The 22069-nt window shown below is 42.5% G+C and carries 15 protein-coding genes; 10 read left to right on the forward strand and 5 right to left on the reverse strand.

Features of this window, described 5'->3' with window-relative positions:
* Positions 1–45: 45 nt before the first annotated feature.
* The 4 genes from QL982_RS08510 to cysM all read right to left on the reverse strand — a co-directional run bounded on the left by QL982_RS08510 (position 46) and on the right by cysM (position 6570).
* Positions 46–2583, reverse strand: coding sequence for a bifunctional (p)ppGpp synthetase/guanosine-3',5'-bis(diphosphate) 3'-pyrophosphohydrolase (locus QL982_RS08510; protein WP_290162159.1), 2538 nt, complete (start codon positions 2581–2583; stop codon positions 46–48).
* Positions 2584–3024: 441 nt separating this feature from the next.
* Positions 3025–4581: a 23S rRNA (uracil(1939)-C(5))-methyltransferase RlmD gene (rlmD, locus tag QL982_RS08515; RefSeq protein ID WP_290162157.1), complete on the reverse strand. Its 1557-nt coding sequence runs from the start codon at positions 4579–4581 to the stop codon at positions 3025–3027.
* Between the two features lie 62 nt (positions 4582–4643).
* Positions 4644–5468, reverse strand: a complete 825-nt coding sequence (locus tag QL982_RS08520; RefSeq protein ID WP_290162155.1) for a 3'-5' exonuclease — start codon at positions 5466–5468, stop codon at positions 4644–4646.
* A 148-nt stretch (positions 5469–5616) separates the two neighbouring features.
* Positions 5617–6570, reverse strand: a complete 954-nt coding sequence (gene cysM, locus QL982_RS08525; protein WP_290162186.1) for a cysteine synthase CysM — start codon at positions 6568–6570, stop codon at positions 5617–5619.
* Positions 6571–7056: 486 nt separating this feature from the next.
* Between cysM and QL982_RS08530 the strand changes: the two genes are divergently transcribed.
* From QL982_RS08530 to tsf, 10 genes are all read left to right on the forward strand, one after another.
* Entirely contained in the window at positions 7057–10602 is a 3546-nt protein-coding gene (locus QL982_RS08530; RefSeq protein WP_290162153.1) for an ATP-binding protein, read from the forward strand.
* A 288-nt stretch (positions 10603–10890) separates the two neighbouring features.
* Positions 10891–11703 (forward strand): crotonase/enoyl-CoA hydratase family protein, encoded by an 813-nt coding sequence (locus QL982_RS08535; RefSeq protein ID WP_290162150.1) that lies wholly within the window; start codon positions 10891–10893, stop codon positions 11701–11703.
* Between the two features lie 342 nt (positions 11704–12045).
* On the forward strand, positions 12046–13305 hold the full coding sequence (locus tag QL982_RS08540) for a multidrug effflux MFS transporter (RefSeq protein WP_290162148.1): 1260 nt from the start codon (positions 12046–12048) through the stop codon (positions 13303–13305).
* A 516-nt stretch (positions 13306–13821) separates the two neighbouring features.
* Complete coding sequence (locus QL982_RS08545; RefSeq protein ID WP_290162147.1) at positions 13822–14691, forward strand: transporter substrate-binding domain-containing protein; 870 nt, start codon at positions 13822–13824, stop codon at positions 14689–14691.
* Positions 14692–14703: 12 nt separating this feature from the next.
* Complete coding sequence (locus tag QL982_RS08550; protein ID WP_290162144.1) at positions 14704–16875, forward strand: ATP-binding protein; 2172 nt, start codon at positions 14704–14706, stop codon at positions 16873–16875.
* Between the two features lie 62 nt (positions 16876–16937).
* Entirely contained in the window at positions 16938–17300 is a 363-nt protein-coding gene (locus QL982_RS08555; RefSeq protein ID WP_290162142.1) for a response regulator, read from the forward strand.
* 30 nt (positions 17301–17330) lie between these two features.
* Positions 17331–17780: a chemotaxis protein CheX gene (locus QL982_RS08560; protein ID WP_290162140.1), complete on the forward strand. Its 450-nt coding sequence runs from the start codon at positions 17331–17333 to the stop codon at positions 17778–17780.
* Positions 17781–17821: 41 nt separating this feature from the next.
* Positions 17822–18271, forward strand: a complete 450-nt coding sequence (locus QL982_RS08565) for a chemotaxis protein CheX (RefSeq protein ID WP_290162138.1) — start codon at positions 17822–17824, stop codon at positions 18269–18271.
* A 378-nt stretch (positions 18272–18649) separates the two neighbouring features.
* Positions 18650–19438: a 30S ribosomal protein S2 gene (gene rpsB / locus QL982_RS08570; protein ID WP_290162136.1), complete on the forward strand. Its 789-nt coding sequence runs from the start codon at positions 18650–18652 to the stop codon at positions 19436–19438.
* A gap of 467 nt (positions 19439–19905) precedes the next feature.
* Positions 19906–20787 carry a translation elongation factor Ts gene (tsf, locus tag QL982_RS08575; protein ID WP_290162135.1) on the forward strand — a complete coding sequence of 294 codons (882 nt, stop codon included), beginning with the start codon at positions 19906–19908 and terminating at the stop codon, positions 20785–20787.
* A 175-nt stretch (positions 20788–20962) separates the two neighbouring features.
* Here tsf and QL982_RS08580 read toward each other — a convergent pair whose 3' ends face one another.
* The gene (locus QL982_RS08580; protein ID WP_290162134.1) at positions 20963–21784 is read right to left on the reverse strand and encodes a lytic transglycosylase domain-containing protein; all 822 of its coding nucleotides are present in this window, start codon (positions 21782–21784) and stop codon (positions 20963–20965) included.
* Positions 21785–22069: the final 285 nt, after the last annotated feature.

A 22069-nucleotide genomic window follows, 5' to 3' on the forward strand; every position in this document is an offset into this window, starting at 1 on the left:
GCTATTATAGGATGAATGATTCTTAACTTTAACTTGGGATGTTATTTAAGCGACAGCACGACGGGCATGTAAGATACCATGCTGCTGTTCTAGTTTTGCCAATAGCTTAGACAAATGTGCCAACCCCGAAACTTCAATGTGGAACTTTAAAAAAGCAATGTTGTCGTCATTGCTTAGCGTTTCAACTTGGCGAATATTGACGTTTTCTTTGTCAATGATTTGCGTCAAATCACGCAGTAAACCGCGTCTATCATAGGCTTCGACATGAATATCAACAGGTTGATAACGCCCAGACTGTACTTGCCAAGCGGCTTCTATTTTGCGCTCAGGCTCACGCTCGACCAGACGTAAATACTCAGGGCAACCACGATTGTGAACACTGACGCCACGCGATAAAGTGATGTAGCCAGCAATGGGCTCGCCATGCACAGGGTGACAACAGCCTGCCAAATTGATTTCGATATTATCCAAACCATCGATACGGATTTTGTAGGCATCGAGCTTACCCGCATCTCTATTATCTACATTGTGCGCGAAGTTTTCTGGCGGTATTTCGGGCTCTAGATGCAGCTGACGAGATATATGGCTGGTCAGCTGATTGAGACCAATGTCGCCTGTAACCAAACCAACAATAATATCATCGGTCGTATTGACATGAAAATGCTGAATATAGTCGTTTAGATCAATACTGTTGGGATGGACAGATAGGCGCTCCAGCTCTTTGCTGAGCATTTGGCGACCTATTTCAATATTCTTATCACGATCTTGTTTGTTGAACCATTGACGCAGTTTTGAACGGGCACGATTGGTATGGATGTAACCTAATGACGCCACCAACCAATCACGATTAGGCTCACGCGATGCCTTAGTGATGATCTCAACTTGTTCACCTGTTTTAAGCTGATAAGTCAGTGGTACATAGCGCTGATTGACGCGAGCCGCTTGCGCGCGATTACCAACTTGAGTATGCACATAGTAAGCAAAATCGAGAACGGTCGCGCCTTTTGGCAGTTCGGTAATATCGCCGTCACGGCTAAAGATATAGATACGTTCCAGCTCATCAAAATCAACGAGTTGCTCTTCTTCATCAAACTCTATGTCGTCTATCTCTTCGCCCGCCAAAACAGATGAGCGTGGTTGATTGCGAGTTTCATTATTGATAGATAGTAACTGGCGTAATGAGCTGATTCTTTGATTCAGATAATTGTCTTTCTTGTTCTTTAGACCTTCTTTGTAATTGACATGCGCACACATGCCAAGTTCGGCCTCAAAATGCATTTCATGAGTACGAATCTGAACTTCCAGTGATTTGTTTTCAGCAATGACGGCAGTATGTAGCGAGCGATAACCATTAGACTTAGGATTGGTAATATAATCGTCAAACTGCTCAGGAATATAACGCCACAAGCCATGTACTAGGCCTAGGACGTGATAACAGTCAGAGGGGCTATTGACCAAGACGCGCAATGCCCGAATGTCATAAAGCTGATCGAATGATAAGCCTTTGAGCTTCATTTTTCGATAAATGGAATAGATATGTTTGACGCGCCCAGATACCTCACCTTCGATACTGGCATCCGCTAATGATTCATTCAATTTGTCTTGTACGCGCTGAATATAGGACTCACGTTCGCTACGTTTTTCTGACAGTAGCTTGGCAATTTCTTTGTAGCGTTCAGGCGCCAGATAACGAAACGCCAGATCTTCGAGTTCCCATTTAAGCTGGGCGATACCTAAGCGATGGGCTAATGGGGCATAAATAGTCATGACTTCACGTGCGACACGACTTTGACGCTCTTGATTAGAAAAAGTCAATTCACGCATGGCAAAAGTACGTTCAGCCAACTTGATGAGTACCACGCGCACATCATTGGTAACAGAGATGAGCATACTATAAATATTTGATAGCTGATCACGCTGATTATTGACGAAATGGTCTTCTAAGCGTTTGTTACTCTCGATAATCTCTGACAGCTTACCCATCGCAAGGGTGTCTTTAACAAGCGTCAAAATATCTGAACCAAAGTTTTTTTCAATCTCAGCGAGACTGATGATTGATTTACGCGCACTGCGGTATAACATGGCAGCCACAAGCGCATCTTCATCTTGATAAAGATAAGTCAGGATATCTGTCATCCCAATGCCCGTGACATAAGCACCTGAGCGTTCAGATTCGCTGGTGTTCATATGACGGCGGATAAATTCACAGGCTGCACTAAGGTTGGGTACTGATGCTTGACCGATACGCTTGGCCACATTATCTAGCCAAGTAGGCACATCGATGTTGGCTTGATCTAAGTCAACCGCTTCAAGCTCTTCGGTGGATAGCACACTGGTATCGCTCAAATATTCGTCTTCAATTTGAGGGTCATGTACATGATAGGTGTGTGCGGCTGAGCGATCAAAAGTGGTGTGTAGCTTATGAGTTGCCAACTGGTATTTGATGTCGAGGGGAATTTGGGCATAGCTGTTGGCAGACTGGTGAGAGCGTTGGCTCGCCACCAGTTGCGCCGCCAGTGTTGCACTATCGGCCTGCGTGGTCTGTCCATCCACCAGCGGTAATCCTTCACGAATTTTTACCATAGCCGACTCCTCTTAGCTATTTTGAATTGATTATAACCTCATTTACTATGCACACACTCTGAATTGACGATTCATAAAGTGTCAGCTATAAACCAATACAACTGCTAAAAATATTATTTTTAGCAGCCATAAAATGCGCGTAAAATATATAAAGCTATGAGTACAAATGCTCGCTATGTAACGATTAATAACATAGAAAGATTGTTTACTATTATCTCATTTTAAAGCGACAAATCAAGCAAGCCTCTGTAATGGCTGTGGTCAATTACGTCAAATAATGGCGACTTGTTAGTACAAAATTATTAAAGTTTTGAGTGATCACATGTCGTTATTACGACGTTGTAATAACGCTTAATTGTCTCTTTAATAGAGTTTACATATTAGGGCATGTCCTCATTTTAAAAACGGTGATGAAAATGAGGACACAGCCCAGTCATAAAATTAAACAGCCACTTTTTCAAAGCGAGCGATAGATTCAACATGACCGGTATGGCAGAACATGTCCATGACGCCAGCATGCGTCAGACGATAGCCTTGCTCTAACAATGCTTTTGTATCACGAGCAAGGGTCGCTGGATTACAAGAGACATAAACAATGCGTTCAGCATTAAATTTTGGCAAATATTGCATAATTTCCCAAGCACCAGAGCGCGGTGGATCGATTAACAGTGCATCAAAGCCTTGGTTGGCCCATGGCTTGTCGGTACAGTCTTGCGTCAAATCTTGGCTATAAAATTCAGTGTTGTTGATACCATTGCGACGAGCATTGTCAGCAGCACGTTCGGTCATGGCTTCACTGCCCTCGACACCGACCACTGAGCCAGTCTCACCAACAAGGCGCGCTAGTGGCAAGCTAAAGTTACCCAGACCACTGAATAAATCCAACACGCGTTCGCCAGCTTTCAAGTCTAATAGGTCACAAGCAAGTTTGGTCATCTGACGGTTCACAGATAAGTTTACTTGAGTAAAGTCAGTAGGGATAAACTCAAAGGTCAAATCATACTCTGGTAATTGATAATACAAGCGACCAAACTGCTGGCTCAGATCGTCAGCGTCTGTCAACGCAATACGTTGAATGCTATCAACACCTTTAGATTGTAAATACAGCTGCCAATTACGCGCCGCAAAAAATACTTTTAGCTTTTCTACATCACCGTCTGATAATGGCTCTAAGTTACGCACGATGAGCGCAACGGGCTGATTACCATCTGGCAGCTCAGGTATCTGCTCACCCATGGCCAATTCAAGCTGAGCAATCTTATTACGGCTCTCTAACGTGCTGATCAACGCTTTTAAGTTTTCAATCTCAAACCCAATGCGTGGGTCTAAAATGTGACATTCATTTAACTCTGCTAAGAAATTACTTGAACGCTCACGAAAACCGACCAGCGCGGTTTCTTTTTTGACGACATAGCGTACGCCCAAACGTGCTTTGGTACGATAACCAAGGCGATCACCAACTATAGGGGCGAGCCAGTTATCAGGCTCTGCATTGGCTTGATGCATCAGCATCTCGGCCAATACGGACTGCTTAAAGTTTATTTGACTGTCTGGCTGCCAATGTTGCAAGTTACAGCCGCCACAGACGCCAAAATGTGGGCAGGGTGGTACGGTGCGTTCAGGGTTTGGGTTTGCCGTGATACTAATCGCATCGCCTTCTTCAAAGCTGGCACGGCTATTGGTTATTTTAACTAAGGCGCTTTCACCTGGCAGCGCAAAACTGACAAAGGTTGTTTTGCCATGCTTGTCTTCAGCATGACCATCGTCAACCCCAAAACCATTGCCATAGATAGCAACACCGCGACCATCATGCGACAATCTATCTATGGTAAAAGGAATCGGTTCTGCATCTTTTAAACGACGACGCGTTTTTGATGATGGCTTCGATTTTTTCTTACTAGGCGGAATGACAATCGTTTGAGCTTCGTTCGTTTGAGTATTACTGTTTTGCGCTGCCATATCAGATGCTGTAGATGTTTTTGAATCGGTGGGTTGCATAAACCTGCCTTAATAATAAATAACCAGAAGAAGGGAATGAAAAACTGCTAATAGTGCTAATTCTATAATTCGGGTGCCGATGACCAGTCAGCGATAAACTCTTGATGTCGTGGACTACCATCCGCTTGAGTATATTTTGCTAGATAGTCATAGCTTTGCTGTTGCCAAGCATTAAAATCTTGTGAGGACAGCTGTCCTGTCAGGCGCAACCAACGCAAATAAATGAGCCAAGTATTCATAACATCAGACTCACAGTATATAGATAGGGTTTGCCAGTCATCGTTATTGACCAGTGCGCCTACCATGCTGCCATCGACATCAGTTTTACCTGGTAATCCGTATAAGCTTGCGACAATATCCATGGCTTCGCGGCGACTAGCACCATACTGGCTAAACCGATCCATCAAGTCTAGATGACGTGTATGAAAACGATTAACATAGTTATCAAAGCGCATGTTTTTAATACGCTCGCCTTCTTCGAACAGCCATGGTGCTGACAAATCATATTGCATGGCACGATATATCAGTACAGGTATGTCAAAGCCTGAGCCATTCCAGCTAATAAGTTGCGGCAGTGTCTCAATGTCGTTAAATGCTCTAAAGAATTTGGCTAGGATTTCTTTTTCACTAAATTTATCGGCAGTCAAAGAAAATAGCGACAACTTACCATCTTTGATATACAGAGCTGAGATACAGACAATACGCTGTAGTGGCAGGCGCATAAAGTCGTGCCCTGCCTCTTGCGTACGTATGGCAGTCAGCGCGCTTAACGCATCCGCATCATTAAGATCGGCCAATGGCGGATAGATACGGCGTGCTGCATCGACATCGGCGACAGTCTCGATATCAAAAACCAATATAGGGTCGGATGGTAGGGCTTGTGACATAGATAATCCTAAATATTTATAAGCTTATAATTAATCCACTACAAAAGAGTGACGGCGTTAACCTCGCTTGAAGTATGACGTAACCATCGACACTCGCTTGCTTTGCACTTTTTTCAAATCAACGATACTAAATGGTATTTCTTATGCATTAATTAACGGCTACGCTGTTATCGACCTTGCTGTCATCAACGCTATATAAACCCGTTGATAAATATCGATCTCCGCGATCGCAGACAATAAAGGCAATGACGGCATTAGGATTTGCTTTTGCCACTTGTGTTGCTGCCCATGCCGCTGCGCCTGAAGATACCCCAGCAAAAATGCCTTCAGTCTTCGCCAGTTTGCGCATATAGATTTCAGCGACATGCTGATCCACATCCATGACCTCATCAACCAAGTCTGCGTCAAAGATACCAGGCATATAGGCGGCAGGCCAGCGGCGAATACCAGCAATAGAGGCCTCTTCGTCAGGCTGTAGGCCGATGATTTTAACATCTGGGTTTTGTTCTTTTAAATAGCGTGACACACCTGTGATCGTACCTGTCGTGCCCATCGAGCTAATAAAATGCGTAATTTTACCTTGAGTCTGTGCCCATAGCTCAGGGCCTGTAGTCAGGTAATGTGCTTGGCTATTGTCAGGATTATTAAACTGATCCAATACAACCCCTTTGCCATCAGCTTGCATTTGCAATGCCAAATCGCGCGCGGCTTCCATACCTTCGTCTACTTCAATGAGCGTAGCGCCATAAGCAATCATGGCGTCTTTACGCTCTTGGGTTGAGTTGGTTGGCATCAATAATATCATCGGATAGCCGCGCATCGCCGCGACCATGGCCAATGCAATGCCAGTATTACCGCTGGTCGCTTCAATCAGCGTGTCACCAGACTTGATGTCACCACGCTGTTCGGCTTGATAGATCATATTAAAAGCAGGGCGATCTTTGACAGAGCCAGCTGGATTATTGCCTTCAAGCTTGGCCAGTAATGTGGCCCCATTTTTGATCTGTTCTTGTTCAGGCAGACGCTGTAATTTTACCAATGGCGTTTGACCTATACAATCGGCTAACGTAGTGATTTGAGTCATAAAATTGGCATTTGACATGGCCGTAGTGGACATAAGGTATCCTTGTTTTTTTTCCAAAATATGTTTTGTTAATTGACGGTGCAAGATTAGAGCGCTGTTGTTATTGTTTAATCATAATTTGAGACAGTCGCTTTGTATATAGGTTTAAGGTGATAAGCGAGCTAAAACCTAGAGGCATTAGGGAGCACGCTCATACGTTATGACTATGAGCGATCGATTGGGGCAAGTAAAAAGTGGCTTTATTATATCATTTTGTTTTCAGCTGCGCTTATCGTATAAAAGATTAATAATCACTGTATCAGGTCAGTCTCAATATTACTTTGATGATGACGCCACGCATCATAATGAATGCTTAACCAGATTTTATAGAATCCTGTTAAGATAATCTGGCTCTGTATATAAGCTGTTTTATCAAAAATACTGACATACCCAGTCGATTTTACGTCATACAGGTAAGCATCATTAACATTCACGGCAAGAACCCGAGTAGAGAGTAGGTCTAGCATGGCATATAAAAAACGTTTTGATACCAGTAGTGCTTATGGTCAGCTAATCATACTGGTGTTTTTGCCCATCTGTGTATTGGCCGCTGTCGGTGGTATCTTGGTCTTTTATGAAACCATGCGTGCCAGCAATTCAGAACAAGGAGTATTGGCTGAGTCCGTGCTTATTCGTTATACCCCAGCCATTGCAGAGCTTATTCCAGAGTTGTTAGAGCAAGGGCGTCAGCCAGTTATCAGCCGTACAAATGATACCCAACAATCGGCGATGACGACGCTAGAGGGTATTCAAGACAAACTTGGGCGGATGCAATCTGAGCAACATGTACAGCGCATTGCTATCATTAATGAAGGCAATCAAATATTGGCAACAGTCGGCTATGGTCTAAATGAAGAGTGGCCTTTAATCAGTGATTCAGCAAGTTTTTTGTCTCAAGAGCCAACCCCTGTGGGAACTGCATATGGCAGTATCTTGGGTGAGTTTGAAGGGCAGACGTTGTGGTTGCTCGTCGATATGGATAATGAGCCGCTTTATATTGCGCGTTACCGTATTGCGATGGCATTGGTGATTACTGGCTTGTTTACTATTTTAATCCTATTGTTGAGCTTAAATATTTATTCGAAACGTTGGATTGCTCCCATTTATGAGTTACGTTTGCAATTACAACGTACCCATGTTGATAATTTATACCAACCCGTACCAGTAGAGTCGGACGGTGAGCTTAATTTGTTACAGCAAGATTTGGTCAGAACGTTGCGCCGCTTGCATAGAAGCTTTCAAGAGCTCAAAGACCATGCAGAGCAAACCGAGGATGATTTACGGTTGGCGTTTGATGAGATGGAAATGCAAAATATCTCTATTCGAAATGCGCGTGATGCAGCGATTTCAACCAGCCAAGCAAAATCTGCATTTTTAGCCAATATCAGTCATGAACTGCGTACACCATTGAACAGTATCGATGGTTTTATTAATTTGCTGGCACGTCATGGTGAGCTTAATCCTGAGCAGGACTTGTATGTACAGACCATACGTAAGTCCTCAGCCCATTTGCTCGCTTTGGTAAATGATGTCTTAGATTTTTCTAAAATTGAGGCAGGCAAGCTAGTACTGGATCGCCATGAATTTGATCTCTATGACACCATTTACGATGTGGTCGATATGCTATCTCCCGTCTCTGCGGAGAAGGGTTTGCGCATGGCGGTACTGTTTTACAACGATGTACCGATGCGTATCAACGGCGATGCGCTACGCCTCAAACAAGTACTGACCAACATCGTCGGCAATGCCATCAAGTTCACGGATAGTGGTGATGTGGTGGTGCGTGTGAGCTTAGATGACCACCGCGATAATTATTTGATGATTAGCGTGCAAGACAGTGGTAAAGGCATTTCTCTTGCAGATCAAAAAATGCTGTTCCAAAGCTTTAGCCAAGGCGATCCATCAATCACTCGTCAGTATGGCGGTACAGGATTGGGTCTGGTTATCTCCAAACAATTAACGCGCTTGATGGGCGGTGATATTGGGTTTCATGACAATGCTCAAGAAAATATCGCCAATCAAGGCGCGACGTTTTGGTTTCGCATGCCAGCCCATGTCGATGTGTTAGAGGCAGCCACAGGGCAAACGATTGAGCTGCCAGTATTAGCGCCACTGGCGAGTGACACCGACGAGTTTAATGTGTTGGTTTGGATCAATCATACTGCTTCAATACAAGTGCTCAAGGCCAGCCTGCAATATTTACCGATTAAATTGACGCAAGCCAATTCATTACCGGGGGTGCTTGAATCACTAAAAGAGCATGGTAATTATTGGGATTGGGTCATCGTTGATGATGATACGCAAGACGATATGATGGCGCTCCTCAAACAGATACGTCTGCACTATCAAGGCAAGCTTGCCGTGTTTGGTTATCAAGTGGCAGCCGATCAAGCACTACTAAACCGCTATCATGCCAATATACTGTATGAGCCATTGGACAAAAGACAGCTATACGCGATGCTCGATACGCAAAACCGTAGTGCGCCGCAAAGCCTGCAAGAACCACGTTGGAAAGGTGTCACAGTACTGGCAGTTGATGACCATTTGCCCAATTTACTAGTGCTTGATGCTCTATTGAGCGAGCTAGGTATTCAGGTGGTTACCGCGAGCAGTGGGTTTGACGCTATCGAAATTATCAGTAAACAACAAACCAAAAACATCAAAACTGCCAAGAGCGATAAGCAAAGTCTGTCGAGTAAGACGCAGCTTTCTAAAGCTGAAACGCGCGATGAGAGGCATAAAAAAACCAACAGTGCCTTTTATAATGAGGATGCGAGCACTGACGACAAAGTGACTGTCCAAGATAAAAATAATATAGATTTGATATTCATGGACATTCAAATGCCTCGTATGTCAGGACACGAAGCGGCCAAGCAAATCCGAAACATCGAAAATTCCGATAGCCGCATTCCTATCATCGCTCTGACCGCGCATGGGTTGGCAGATGAACGTGACAAACTCATAGCCAGTGGTATCAATGACTATGTTGGCAAACCTATCAGCCAGCCTCAATTATTGCAGGTGCTACAAAAATGGCTAGGTCGCAAGAGCACCACGGCCCAATTAACAACATTGCCTGAGACTGATTTGCAGAGCTTTGATCGGCAGAGTACCGATTTTCAGGATGTCGACTCATCAGAAGCGAGCGCACCCTCTATCGATGCGCTGCGTGGTTATTCAATCAATGATAATGCTCTCTCTACTAGCTTAACAGACCGAACAATGTTAAATGACTCAGCGCTGCCTGTAGATAAGCCGCCTGTGACCTATCCAATAATCAAAGGGGATAAAAGTAGTCGTGATAGCGCCTCTGTCGTTGGTGAGTCAAAAATCACCCGACCATTATCCTTGAAAAAAATCCGTGATGATTATTTGCGTGATAGTCAGCCTCGTGAAGGCTATAGACGAGAAGCCGCGCGTGATATTCAGCCGCGTTATGAGAGCTTACGTCTACAAAAACAAGGCCACACCATCCCATTATTGTATCCACCCACAAAACCCATCGTCAACGCTCAAGAGGATAAAGTGATGCATGCAGATGCAACTTTGCATGAGCAAGTTCAGGATGACCGTAGCCATCACAATATAAGCAAAAATGAGACGGCGAGTATTTTAGATTGGCAAGATGCACTGACTCGTTCAGCGAACAAACCTGATCTGGCAGCCAAGCTCATCATTATGATGATTGATACCGTTAATGATGAAAAACAAGCACTCACTCAAGCGTGGGAAGCGCATGATCGTAATATGTTGGCGCAAATTGCCCATCGTATCTTAGGGGGGAGTCGTTATACGGGTGTGCCACAATTACGACAGGCCAGCCAAGACTTAGAAGATAAGTGCCTATTGAATGTACAGCATACGACACCCGTACAGTTTGCGATGATTGAGCCATACTATGAGGCATTGCTCGCAGCGCTAGACAACTTGCAAACGGTAGATTTGTCTGCTTATCCGCAGCTTAATTACCATCGATTGAGTGAAAATGATATGACGTGGAAAATGATATAAGGTCATACAGTCAGGATTATGCAGGTTCAGAAAGCGCTCGCTGATTTTGTTAGATATGCCTATCGTCATCAGCCAGACAATCTGTATATGCTTTACAAGGAAGGTGAGTGACAATATGACAGATAATGGACTGAGCGAGATTGATACCATGTCTGATTTATATGGAACAAACCCTATAGTACCGTGACAGTCAGTTATTACTAGGGTAGAGCAAAGGTAAGCCTGCTAATATTATGAATATCGGTACCATATATTGGCATCATATTTTATTCATCAATAAGGATTGTTATGAAAGCGATTGCAAGTTACCAGTATAAAACCTTACAAGTTAGTATCACAGACAATATATTGACGGTTACCTTAAATCGCCCACAAAAAAAGAACGCGATGAGCTTTCAATTAATAGATGAGCTGATTACCGTGGCGGGTCGCATTAATAAAGACAGAACAATACGGGCAGTCATTTTAAATGGGGCAGAAGAGACATTTTGTGCAGGCATTGATTTGAGTGATTTAAATCATCCAAAAAACAAAGCATTTGCGCTGTGGGAGCTAGTCAAGCCATGGCAAAGCTCGTTCCAACGTGTTTGTTTGGTATGGCGCGATTTACCAGTACCTGTGATTGCCGTGTTAGAAGGGTACTGTATTGGGGCTGGACTACAGTTGGCGCTGGCCTGTGATATACGCATCAGCCATCCGGATTGCAAGCTGTCTATTATGGAAGCCAAGTGGGGATTGGTGCCAGATATGGGGTTGACGCAATCAGCATTTGGGGTCGTACGAGAGGATACCTTAAAAGAGCTTGCCATGAGTGCACGCATCATCGATGCCAATGAAGGAAAGAGTCTGGGCCTGATCAGTCATTGTAATGACGCACCTCTTGAACAGGCAAAAGAGCTGGCTGCTGAGTTTGCAGAACGCTCTCCTGATGCCGTATTGGCAAGCAAGAGAATCATTAATGCCATGCATCATCAGCCTTGCACGACTTTATATAAAGAGAAAGCATGGCAGCTCAAAATGATGCTCGGTCGTAATCGTAAGCTTGCCCTAAGAAAAGCCAAGCAAGCCAGTACGATATTTGGCAAACGTCAATTCCAATAAAAAAGTTCTTATTTAAAAAGCCAGACATATTTTGATAATTTTTTTGATTGCTTTTAATTGTTATAGGTTGTTTCGCTAGTGCGTGACAACATTTAGCCATTTTAAGGCCACTAAATGTATCAATGTGCTAATTGATGACACGCCCTAGTGTCTTATGGCCATTGAAATGCAAGCAGATAACACAATATAGCCTTGTCTGCTTGCACAGATATGGGTAAAGGTGCACTATTGTTGTTAAAGGTGTTTGCTCTGCATATCGCACCAGCCATCAAGACAACAAAAGCCTCAACCATAAAACGTTCAAAAAATATCAAACACGCCCTATATTAAAATGGTCTAAATATGTCTGCTTCAAAACCCTCCCTTCCAAATAAACCTATCGCTTCTGAGCGAGTGCGCTCTGCTGATTTGCCTGTCGCATGGATTATGATGCTTGGGCTAATAGTTGCAGTAGGACCACTGTCTATTGATATGTATCTGCCCGCATTGCCATCCATGGCAGATGATTTCGGTGTATCTACTGCCTTTATGGCCAACTCTGTCCCAGCCTATTTCTTAGGTTTGGTTTTTGGGCAGCTGTTTTATGGACCGTTTAGTGATCGTGTTGGCCGTGTTAAACCTTTATATATAGGGATGACACTGTATGTCATCGCTTCAATTATTTGTGCAACCACTAATGACGAGTATGTGTTGTTTGTGGGGCGCACCATGCAAGCGCTAGGGGCTTGTGTCGGCGCAGTGGTTACTCGTGCAGCGATACGAGATCGCCTCACTGCCAAACAAACGGCAAAAGCTTTTTCTATTATGATCTTGGTAATGGGACTAGCGCCCATATTGGCACCATCGCTTGGCGCATTATTTTTGCAGTTTTTTGACTGGCATTCTATATTCTGGTTTTTAGCCGCATTTGGTGCTCTGAATTTATTACTGACCAAGTTTTTCTTTTTTGAAACCTTAACCGAGGAAAATCGTAATGTACGGCCTGCAAAAGAGGTCCTCAGTCAGTACTGGGATTTGTTAAAAGATCCAACTTTTAATTATCCAGCAATCGGCGGTGGCTTGCTAATGGGCGCGATGTTTGTTTACATCAGCTCGGCTTCTGAGTTGATTATGGATACATACGGTGTCTCAGCGACACATTTTGGTTGGCTATTTGGCATGAATGCAGCGGGTTTTGTGGGTCTAACGCAGCTGAACCAATGGCTCACCAATCGTTTTCGTATCTTAAGTATTTTGCGATTTGGTGCGATGATGCAGGTTATTTCTGCAGGCGTGCTGTTTGTAGTCGGTCTGATTTTGGGTACGGATGCTTGGCTGCCACTGGTATTGGCCTGTATTTTCTTTTGTATCGCAGGCTTGGGTTTGACCCAGCCTAATGCTTCGGCGATTGCGCTCGCCTTCCAAAAACGTCGTGCTGGTATGGCAAGTGCACTTCAAGGCTCGCTAATGTTTTCAGTCGGTATCTTCGGTGGTCTATTATTAAACCTATTTCCAGTCAATCCAGTGCTCAAGATTGGTATCGCTATGTTCTCATTAATGAGCCTTGGATCTTTCTTAATTTGGCAGATAGACCGTAATTTAGACCTTGATGATGCAGAGTAAACCAAAGGGTTGACTGTTCCTGAACTATGGTCTTAAAGGGCATTCATACATTAATTATGAATGCTTTTTTTATGTCTTTTTTATGTTGCTATTTATATAAAATTGCTTATGAAACAAAGTTGTACTATGAATTTAATGGTATTCAGCTCGATTTATGTTCGCTTGATATATTCTTTATTTTCCATATATTTCAGATTGTATGTAATAAGTAAACATAAATATTGCAATCACGAAATTAGACAAGTATCATCTAAAGTAACTTTCTGTAATTAAATATTGTAAAGATATTACTTAACATTGCTAGGGCCTTTCCTCAATTCAATTGATAGTCTCCCAAATGGGCTGGATGTTGCCAAATATCGTCAAACAGTTGGTTGATATCTTGATATTATCTGCGCTATTTATCTCTTTTGATGGCAGTTTATCTCATCTTGATAACCCTTTTTGAAATGAGGACACCCCCTAAAATTGTTATTCTTTAAAATGTACAACAACGCTGAGCTTCAAGGATAGATTATGATGCAGTTATATCGAGTGCTACCAATGGTATTGAGTATCGGCCTATTCGGCTGTGGTAACTCTGCCACTCAAGAAAATGCAGGTACAGCAGTAACGGAAAACACAGATAGCTTCGTGAGTAAATTGCCTGATACTGCGCCAATTGTTAAAGTTGCTACAACAGGCACAATGCCTCCGTTTTCGTTCCAAGATGATTATGGCAATATGCAGGGTATTGATATTGACTCAATCCGTGCTATTGGCGAAGAACAAGGATTCAAAGTCGAGTTTTATAAAGAAACTTGGCAAGATATGTTCGATAGTGTGGAATCAGGTAGCCGAGATTTAGCAATTTCAGGTATTTCATATAAAGATGATCGTGCTGCTAGATACGGTCTTTCAGACTCTTACTTCTTCAATCCTTCTGCTGTTATGTATGCTAAAAGTAACCTAAATATCAATAGCTTGGGTGATTTAAAAGGTTTGCACGTCGCTGGTATGGAAGAAAGTAAACAGGTTGAACAAGTAAAAGAGACAGGCGGGTATAGCGAACTATCTACTACTGTTACGACCTTTTTATTATTTGAAGACCTTATCCAAGGTAAAGTCGATGCCATTGTTCAAGATTTACCTTTGTTACGATATACGGCAGCCAATCATCCTGAGCACAAAGTCGTCATCGTACCTTACGAAGATGAAAGCAACCCAGCAGCACAGCAAGTCATATTGATGGCGAAAAGTAATAAAGAGCTGATTGGTAAAGTGAATGAAGGTATTACAAAGCTTAAAACAAAGGGCACTTTCAAAGAGATCGAAGGACGCTGGTTGGGTGGGAACACTTCTTCTGAGACGAGCGATTCTGAGACTACTAATAAGCAATTGAACTAAGGAATTCTGAAGATGGCAACCGTACCTAATGTCGACAATAAGCGCTATCAAGGTCTGATTATTTCAATTGCACTATTCCTATCTTTGATTGGTGCTTTGCTAGCGTTTACGTTTTATACTTCAAATCTACTAGAAAGAAACACTGCTTTAATTGACCAAACCAACCAAGTTGCGAACAGTGCACAGGCGGTAATTAAAGATCTTTTTGACTTGGATAGTAGCTACGGTGAGGATACCAAATCCCCACACATACAACGAGTGCTAAGTCGTTTAGAGAAAAACACAGCATTGATTACCAACTCTATTGCTGCGATTGAGCAAGGCGGTACGATCACAGGCTCTGAAGGTAATAGCTATGATTTGCCAAAAATCGATAGTAATGCACAAGTAAACATTGCTGCAGCCAATGAGCAATGGAAAGCGTTAGAGCCTAAAATTCAGGCATACCTAAAAGACGCTGATAATATTTTGGTGCCTTCTGCAGATGATTTGACCCAAGCGGTAGAGCAGGCGAAGACATCAAGTTTGTTTATTAATGACTCTTTAGAAAGTCTTACCAAAGACGTGTTCAATAGTGCAGAACGTCAAGCGAGCACCATTCGTCTTATTCAGGTACTTGGTGTTGCCGCTATCTTCACATACTTCCTAATCTTCGTATTCTTCTTTGTACGTCGTTTGCGTGAGACCGATGCTGAAGCATTTGCTGCTCGCCAAGAAACGCAAGAGATCATGGAAACCGTAAACACGGGTCTATTTCTACTTGATAAAGACTTGAACATCGGTCAACAGCATTCTAGAGCGCTTAACAATATTATCGGCTCTGATCGCTTGGCTGGAGAGAACTTTACCAATGTCTTGCGTGGTCGTATCTCTGATAAAGACCTCAAGACCACCCAGCAGTTTATCGAGCAGCTTTATAATCCTCGTGTTAAAGAAAAACTGGTGGATTCACTTAACCCGTTGCACAAGGTAATGCTACACAATGTGTCTGAAAACAAAAGTCTTAATAATCGTTTCTTAGATTTCAAGTTTTCGCGTGTATATGATAATAAAGACATTGCCCGTATCTTGGTTAACGTCAACGATGTATCTGATGCGGTTTATTTAGAACAGCGTCTAGAAAAAGAGCGCTCGCAAAACGATATGCAGATTGAGATGTTAACGACTATCTTGAATGTAAATCCAAAAATTATTAATGAGTTTATTGGTAATACCCAAGAGCATATCGAGAAGATGAATAATATTTTGAAAAATCCAGGTAGCTCGCAATATGAGCTTGAGGGTAAATTGAAAGCCATTTATCGCGAAATGCATAGCTTAAAAGGTGAGGCATCTGCCCTAAAACTACACAGCTTTACGAAGATCGCTTCTGATGCTGAAGACCAATTGCATGCTTTGCAGAACCAAGGCCAGCTGTCTGGTAATGACTTCTTACCATTAGCGGTACATTTGGATGATTTGCTCAGCCTATCAAATACCATTGCCACGCTAGGTGAGCGTATCAACCGCTCGGCACCAAAAGCGTCAGTAGTACAAACACCAGTGGCTACTCAACATCAAACAGCCGCCGATACAGTTGGCGATGTTAGCTTTGATGGCGGTCAAGATATCGATTTAGGCAGCGAAAAAGATGATGACTTATTGTCTTTTTACAATGAGTTTGCAAAAGAGATTGCTGCAAGACAAGGTAAACAAGTACAGTTAAAGAGTAGTACGCTGGCACAAACAGTTATTCCAGCATCTCTTGCCAAGCCAATTAAAGAGATCACTATTCAGCTACTGCGTAATGCAGTGGTACATGGTATCGAATCACCAAGTCTTCGTCATTCTGCTGGCAAAACTGCAGTCGGAACCATCGATCTAGAAATACAAGATAGTGGTTCAGATTTTATATTGACTGTGCAAGACGATGGACAAGGTATCGACTACGATAGCATCCGCAATAAATTGATTAAAGAAGGTCGCTTTGGTACAGAAGAAGCCAATCAGCTTAGCCAAAGTGAGTTGCTTAAAGAGTTGTTTTCTTCTGGATTCTCTACCAAAGAGAATGCAGATGAAGATGGTGGACGCGGCGTTGGACTTGATATTATCAAAGCAAAAGTAAAAGAGTATGATGGCAAGCTTAATGTAAATAGTGAACTGGGTCAGATGACACGGTTTGTCATTACTTTACCGAAAGCTTAATTAAAACCAGCAGTTATATTGTCAGGGACGACAAGCACTTCATTAAAGGTAGTAGATAATTTATGCATAAGTTAATGATTGTTGATGATTCAAATATTATTAGAAATCGTATTCAGCGCGCATACGATTCAGGGGAATTCATGTTGGTTGCTACAGCAACCAGCGGTGTCCAAGCCATCGAAAAGTTCAATGTCCATCGTCCTGATGTGATCACCATGGATCTAACCATGCCACAAATGGACGGACTGGAATGTATTGAAAAAATCATCGCGATTGATCCTGAAGTACGTATTTTAGTGGTATCGGCTTTGTCAGATAAGGCCACTGGCATTGAAGCGTTGTCGTTGGGTGCCAGCGGATTTTTGTGCAAGCCCTTTTCAGAAGAGGAGCTTGCAGAGTCTTTGTATGAGCTAATGCAAGACTAATACTATTCATCGACTAAAGTAGATGTCATTATGAAAGAACAAAAGCTACAGATTTTTTTAAGTATTATTAGTAACTATTTTAACCAGTTTGGTGGAGAAGAGCTTGTTGCTGACACCCCTTACTTACTAGAAAACAAACAGCCAAGAGTCCATGATTATACTGGTGTGATTGGTATCTCTGGTGAACAAAAGGGCGTGGTTTATTTTTCAGCGACACTGGAATTGTTGTCTTCGATACTAGATAGCATGGGTGAAACCGATAAAAGTGATGAAAATTATGTAGATCTGGCTGGGGAAGTGGCCAATACGATTGCAGGTAATGCGCGTAAAGAGTTTGGTGCAGAGTTTCATATCTCCGTACCATTTGTATTTAAGGGCTCACCACAAAGTATTGTGTTGCCTAATGATGAGCGTTCTTTTATCATTCCCATCACTTGGAACTCGCAAATAGGCGAGATTGTGGTTTGCTTGCAGGATTAATGCTGTTGCTGCCGCGTAATAAAGATGGATGTTAATATATTATGTTTAAAGTAGAAAAATTGGGTGTATTTCTAAGTTCGATTAACGCATTTTTTGCGCAGATCGATGGCTCAGAAGTGTCTCTTGATACCCCTTATCTTAATAACAACAGAAGTGCTATTGGCTTTGATTATAGTGGTGTTATCAAGATATCAGGGCCTCTTGAGGGTTGCGTCTATGTCAGTGCGCCAAGTACGATGTTGCGAGAATTAATAAAAGTAATGGGCGAACCTGACTCATCGATTACGATGATGAAAGATTTGTTGGGTGAAATGGCCAATACAATCTCTGGTAATGCTCGTACTGAGTTTGGATCAGAGTTCATCATCTCTCCGCCGCATATCGTTGAGAGTGCACCAAGCGTTTCTTATTTGCCTAAAGATCGCCAAAGCTATATTACCCCATTTACGTGGCGTGGTTACAAAGCGGTCATCGGTATCTGTATCGCTTAATCTACAGCTAATCACTGATTATGTGTGAAAAAACGACGTTAAGGCGTCGTTTTTTTATGCGTTATTATTCGCTGATAACATCATAATAGTGCTAGCAGTTGCCAAGCGTTATATGATAAAATACAGCGCAGCTATTTTTATAATTTAGTATTATTGAAGTTTTCATTATATATGGAATTATCAATCATATAGCTCAATTTTTTAAACCAACCAATGACACACACATCATGGCAAAAAATTGCTGGGTGTTTGGCGACTTGATTAATTTGTAAACCGTTAGTGCTTTATTAATGAGAACTGACCGGTAGCAGATGCGTGTCGCTAAATAGGCTGTTTTTGTGATGTGGAGGCATAACCCAACCAATAGGATATATTCACATGGCTACAAAGAATCCAACCAAAATCGAAATGCGTGACTTACTACAAGCCGGCGCTCACTTTGGTCACCAAACACGTTTTTGGAACCCAAAAATGGGTCCATATATCTTTGGTGCACGTAACAAGATCCATATCATTAACTTAGAGCACACCGTAAAAGCGTTTAACGAAGCATTGACTTACGTAAACGGCCTAGCTGCTAAGAAAAACAAAGTATTATTTGTTGGTACTAAACGTGCTGCAAGCGGTATCATCCGTGAGCAAGCTGCTCGTGCCGGTATGCCATACGTTGACCATCGCTGGTTAGGTGGTATGTTGACTAACTGGAAAACACTACGCCAGTCAATCAACCGTCTAAAAGAGCTTGAAAAGCAAGCAGAAGATGGTACTTTCGCTAAGCTAACTAAGCGTGAAGCGCTAGAGCGTACTCGCGATATGGAAAAACTTGAGCGTTCACTAGGCGGTATCAAAGACATGGGCGGCCTACCTGACGCTATCTTCGTAGTAGACGTAGATCATGAAGCGATCGCTATCAAAGAAGCCAAGAACCTAGGTATCCCAGTTATCGGTATCGTTGATACTAACTCTAGCCCAGACAACGTTGATTACATCATCCCAGCTAACGATGATGCTATCCGTGCTGTGACTTTGTATGTAACTTCTATGGCTGATGCTATCATCGCTGGTAAAGAATACGCACAAACTCAAGCTGGTGGTAAAGCTGAGCAAGCGCCTGCTGCTACTGAAGAAGCACCAGCTGCAGAAGAAGCTGCTACTCCAGCAGAATAAGTAGCTGACTTAAAAAGTTTAACTTTGTAAGAATGCCTTGATAGTGTACTTATCAGCACTCATATAAAGTTTTGAACAGCGTATAAGCTCATAATAGGCATGATGTAGTTTTACTCGTCATGCCTTGTTATTGAATAAGCATTATTAATGGTGCCACTGCGCATAAGCGAGCAGCTGTTGGGCGAGTATTGTCGTTCATACTGGCCACATCGCTATGTTTTGGAGATGTTATTTGTTTGACATCATTTATGGCTATATTGGTAATCGTTCAAAACGAGCTGTCCTGCTAGATTTTAAGCAATACTATAGTTAAAGAACTCTAAAACGGATATAAGGTAGCCGACTGCAGATTGTACAAGTCGTACATCTAGGAAGGGTAACGCCGTAGCAGTTTAGTAATTCTTGGACTATAAGATATCGAATAGAAATTAAGCACTCCTATACATAACTATATTAAGGTGACTCTTATGACAGAAGTAAAAGTATCTGCCAAAATGGTAAAAGAATTGCGTGACCGTACTGGTCTTGGCATGATGGAATGTAAAAAAGCACTAGAAGAATCAAATGGTGATGTTGAAACTGCCATTGATAACCTACGTAAATCTGGTCAAGCGAAAGCCGCTAAAAAAGCAGGTAACATCGCAGCTGACGGCGCTATCATCATCGCTCAAGGCGACAGCAAAGCATTCTTGTTAGAAGTTAACTGTCAGACTGACTTCGTTGCAAAAGATGACAGCTTCAATGCGTTTGCAGAGCAAGTAGCTAGCATCGCTCTAGAAAACAACGAAACTAATGTTGCTGCTATCGCTGAATTACCATATGGTAATGGCCAAAGCGTTGAAGAAGCACGTGTATCACTAGTACAAAAAATCGGTGAGAACATTCAGATCCGCCGTGTTGAAGTACTTGAAGGTGCAAACATCGCTGCATACCGTCATGGTCTTCGTATCGGTGTAGTTGTATCTTATGAAGGCGGCGCTGCAGACACTGGTAAGAACCTTGCCATGCATATCGCTGCATTCAACCCTGTCGCTGTAGATGACGAAGACGTTGCTGCTGATTTGTTAGCGCGCGAAAAAGACATCATCGAAGCAAAAGCTCGTGAGTCTGGCAAGCCTGACAACATCGTTGAAAAAATGATCGAAGGTGGCCTGCGTAAGTACTTAGAAGAAGTTACTTTATTGCGTCAGCCGTACGTTATGGACAACGATAAAAAAGTTGGTGACGTATTAAAAGCTGAAGGCGTAAAAGTACTTGGTTTCAAACGTCTAGAAGTTGGTGAAGGCATTGAGAAGAAGCAAGAAGATTTTGCTGCTGAAGTTGCTGCCACTCAGGCTGCCAACAAGTAAGTTTTTACATTGGGGATGGCTATGCGTGCGGAGTAAAGTCTTATTCAGCATTCATAGTCTGACTCTATCACCTACATTATAAGAGGTAAGATAGAGTCTCCAAGTATAAAAAAAGCCCGTTAATTTATTAACGGGCTTTTTTTATGTCTGACTGTTTATACATGCTTTTTATAGTTTAGCGTAAAGCTGCATAGGCTGAGTTGGCATAACTGGCACTATTGACGTTGCTGTTAGTGCCGTAGCTGACATTTTGTAGACCATTATTTGTATTGGCGCTACTGGTCTGATTGTTAGCGCTCATGCTTGCACCAGACAGACCCGCGTCATTTTTATACAAGCTATGATAACGGCTCATGACTCTTTTGACATAATTACGTGTTTCTTTAAAAGGAGGAATACCGCCATACTTATCGACATTGCCTTCGCCAGCATTATAGCCTGCCACCGCATGCTCGATGTTATTGTCAAAACGACGCATGAGCCAAGCAATATATTTGGCTGATCCTTCGATATTGTCCGCAGGATTCCAAGGGTTGCTCACTTTGAATCGGCGGGCAGTGGCTGGCATTAGCTGCATGAGACCTTGTGCACCTACAGGTGAGCGTGCATTTGGATTGAACGCTGATTCAGTATGCATCATTGCTTTCATCAGGGCAGGGTCAATACCATGGCGCTCGGCAGACGCGCGAATATAGCTGTCGTAAGCATTGCGGCTGCCACTATTGCTAGCGGCGCTACTGCCATAGCTATCACTGCTGCTACTATTGCTGCTGCCATCATACATTTTGGAGTCTTTGTAATAAGTAACTTTTACTTTTTTCGTAAACTTGTCAAAATTTCCACTAGGATTGACGTTGGTCAATAGTACTTGTCCACCTTTGTCTTTGTAAATATACATATTACCTGCATTGGCAGCGACAGGAACAGCAGACAGAGCAATGGCACTTAGTAGAATAGGAGATAAGCAGCGAGTCATCAAAGTAGCAGTATTTATCATAGTAATATCACTTTTTATCGAATAACAGCAAATTATTTTGCCTATATATGCGTTAATTTGGGTGCTTAAGCGGTTACTGAGTTTGCAGAATTATTTGGCCCACTGTGAATGCAGTCGCTTAGCAATTATCACTTTCAATAAGAAACCACTTGCAATAGATACAAAAAATAATAGTTGCTTACTATAACATATAATAACTTTTTGGCGCGTCAGATTGATAAACTAAGTGGTAAAATCAAATTTTTACCATTAAATAATCTCAAATAAATCAATATGCTAGATTTT

Origin of the sequence: Psychrobacter sp. 5A.1, assembly GCF_030407455.1 — a bacterium.
Classification (GTDB): Bacteria; Pseudomonadota; Gammaproteobacteria; order Pseudomonadales; family Moraxellaceae; genus Psychrobacter.

What these genes read in the sequence shown, in the direction of transcription:
- QL982_RS08560 (WP_290162140.1), top strand. Translation starts at nt 17,331, where the DNA reads ATGAAAGAACAAAAGCTACAGATTTTTTTAAGTATTATTAGTAACTAT.
- tsf (WP_290162135.1), top strand. Translation starts at nt 19,906, where the DNA reads ATGACAGAAGTAAAAGTATCTGCCAAAATGGTAAAAGAATTGCGTGAC.
- QL982_RS08510 (WP_290162159.1), bottom strand. Translation starts at nt 2,583, where the DNA reads ATGGTAAAAATTCGTGAAGGATTACCGCTGGTGGATGGACAGACCACG.
- QL982_RS08520 (WP_290162155.1), bottom strand. Translation starts at nt 5,468, where the DNA reads ATGTCACAAGCCCTACCATCCGACCCTATATTGGTTTTTGATATCGAG.
- cysM (WP_290162186.1), bottom strand. Translation starts at nt 6,570, where the DNA reads ATGTCAAATGCCAATTTTATGACTCAAATCACTACGTTAGCCGATTGT.
- QL982_RS08540 (WP_290162148.1), top strand. Translation starts at nt 12,046, where the DNA reads ATGTCTGCTTCAAAACCCTCCCTTCCAAATAAACCTATCGCTTCTGAG.
- QL982_RS08580 (WP_290162134.1), bottom strand. Translation starts at nt 21,784, where the DNA reads ATGATAAATACTGCTACTTTGATGACTCGCTGCTTATCTCCTATTCTA.
- QL982_RS08545 (WP_290162147.1), top strand. Translation starts at nt 13,822, where the DNA reads ATGATGCAGTTATATCGAGTGCTACCAATGGTATTGAGTATCGGCCTA.
- QL982_RS08535 (WP_290162150.1), top strand. Translation starts at nt 10,891, where the DNA reads ATGAAAGCGATTGCAAGTTACCAGTATAAAACCTTACAAGTTAGTATC.
- QL982_RS08530 (WP_290162153.1), top strand. Translation starts at nt 7,057, where the DNA reads ATGGCATATAAAAAACGTTTTGATACCAGTAGTGCTTATGGTCAGCTA.
- QL982_RS08555 (WP_290162142.1), top strand. Translation starts at nt 16,938, where the DNA reads ATGCATAAGTTAATGATTGTTGATGATTCAAATATTATTAGAAATCGT.
- QL982_RS08550 (WP_290162144.1), top strand. Translation starts at nt 14,704, where the DNA reads ATGGCAACCGTACCTAATGTCGACAATAAGCGCTATCAAGGTCTGATT.
- QL982_RS08565 (WP_290162138.1), top strand. Translation starts at nt 17,822, where the DNA reads ATGTTTAAAGTAGAAAAATTGGGTGTATTTCTAAGTTCGATTAACGCA.
- rlmD (WP_290162157.1), bottom strand. Translation starts at nt 4,581, where the DNA reads ATGCAACCCACCGATTCAAAAACATCTACAGCATCTGATATGGCAGCG.
- rpsB (WP_290162136.1), top strand. Translation starts at nt 18,650, where the DNA reads ATGGCTACAAAGAATCCAACCAAAATCGAAATGCGTGACTTACTACAA.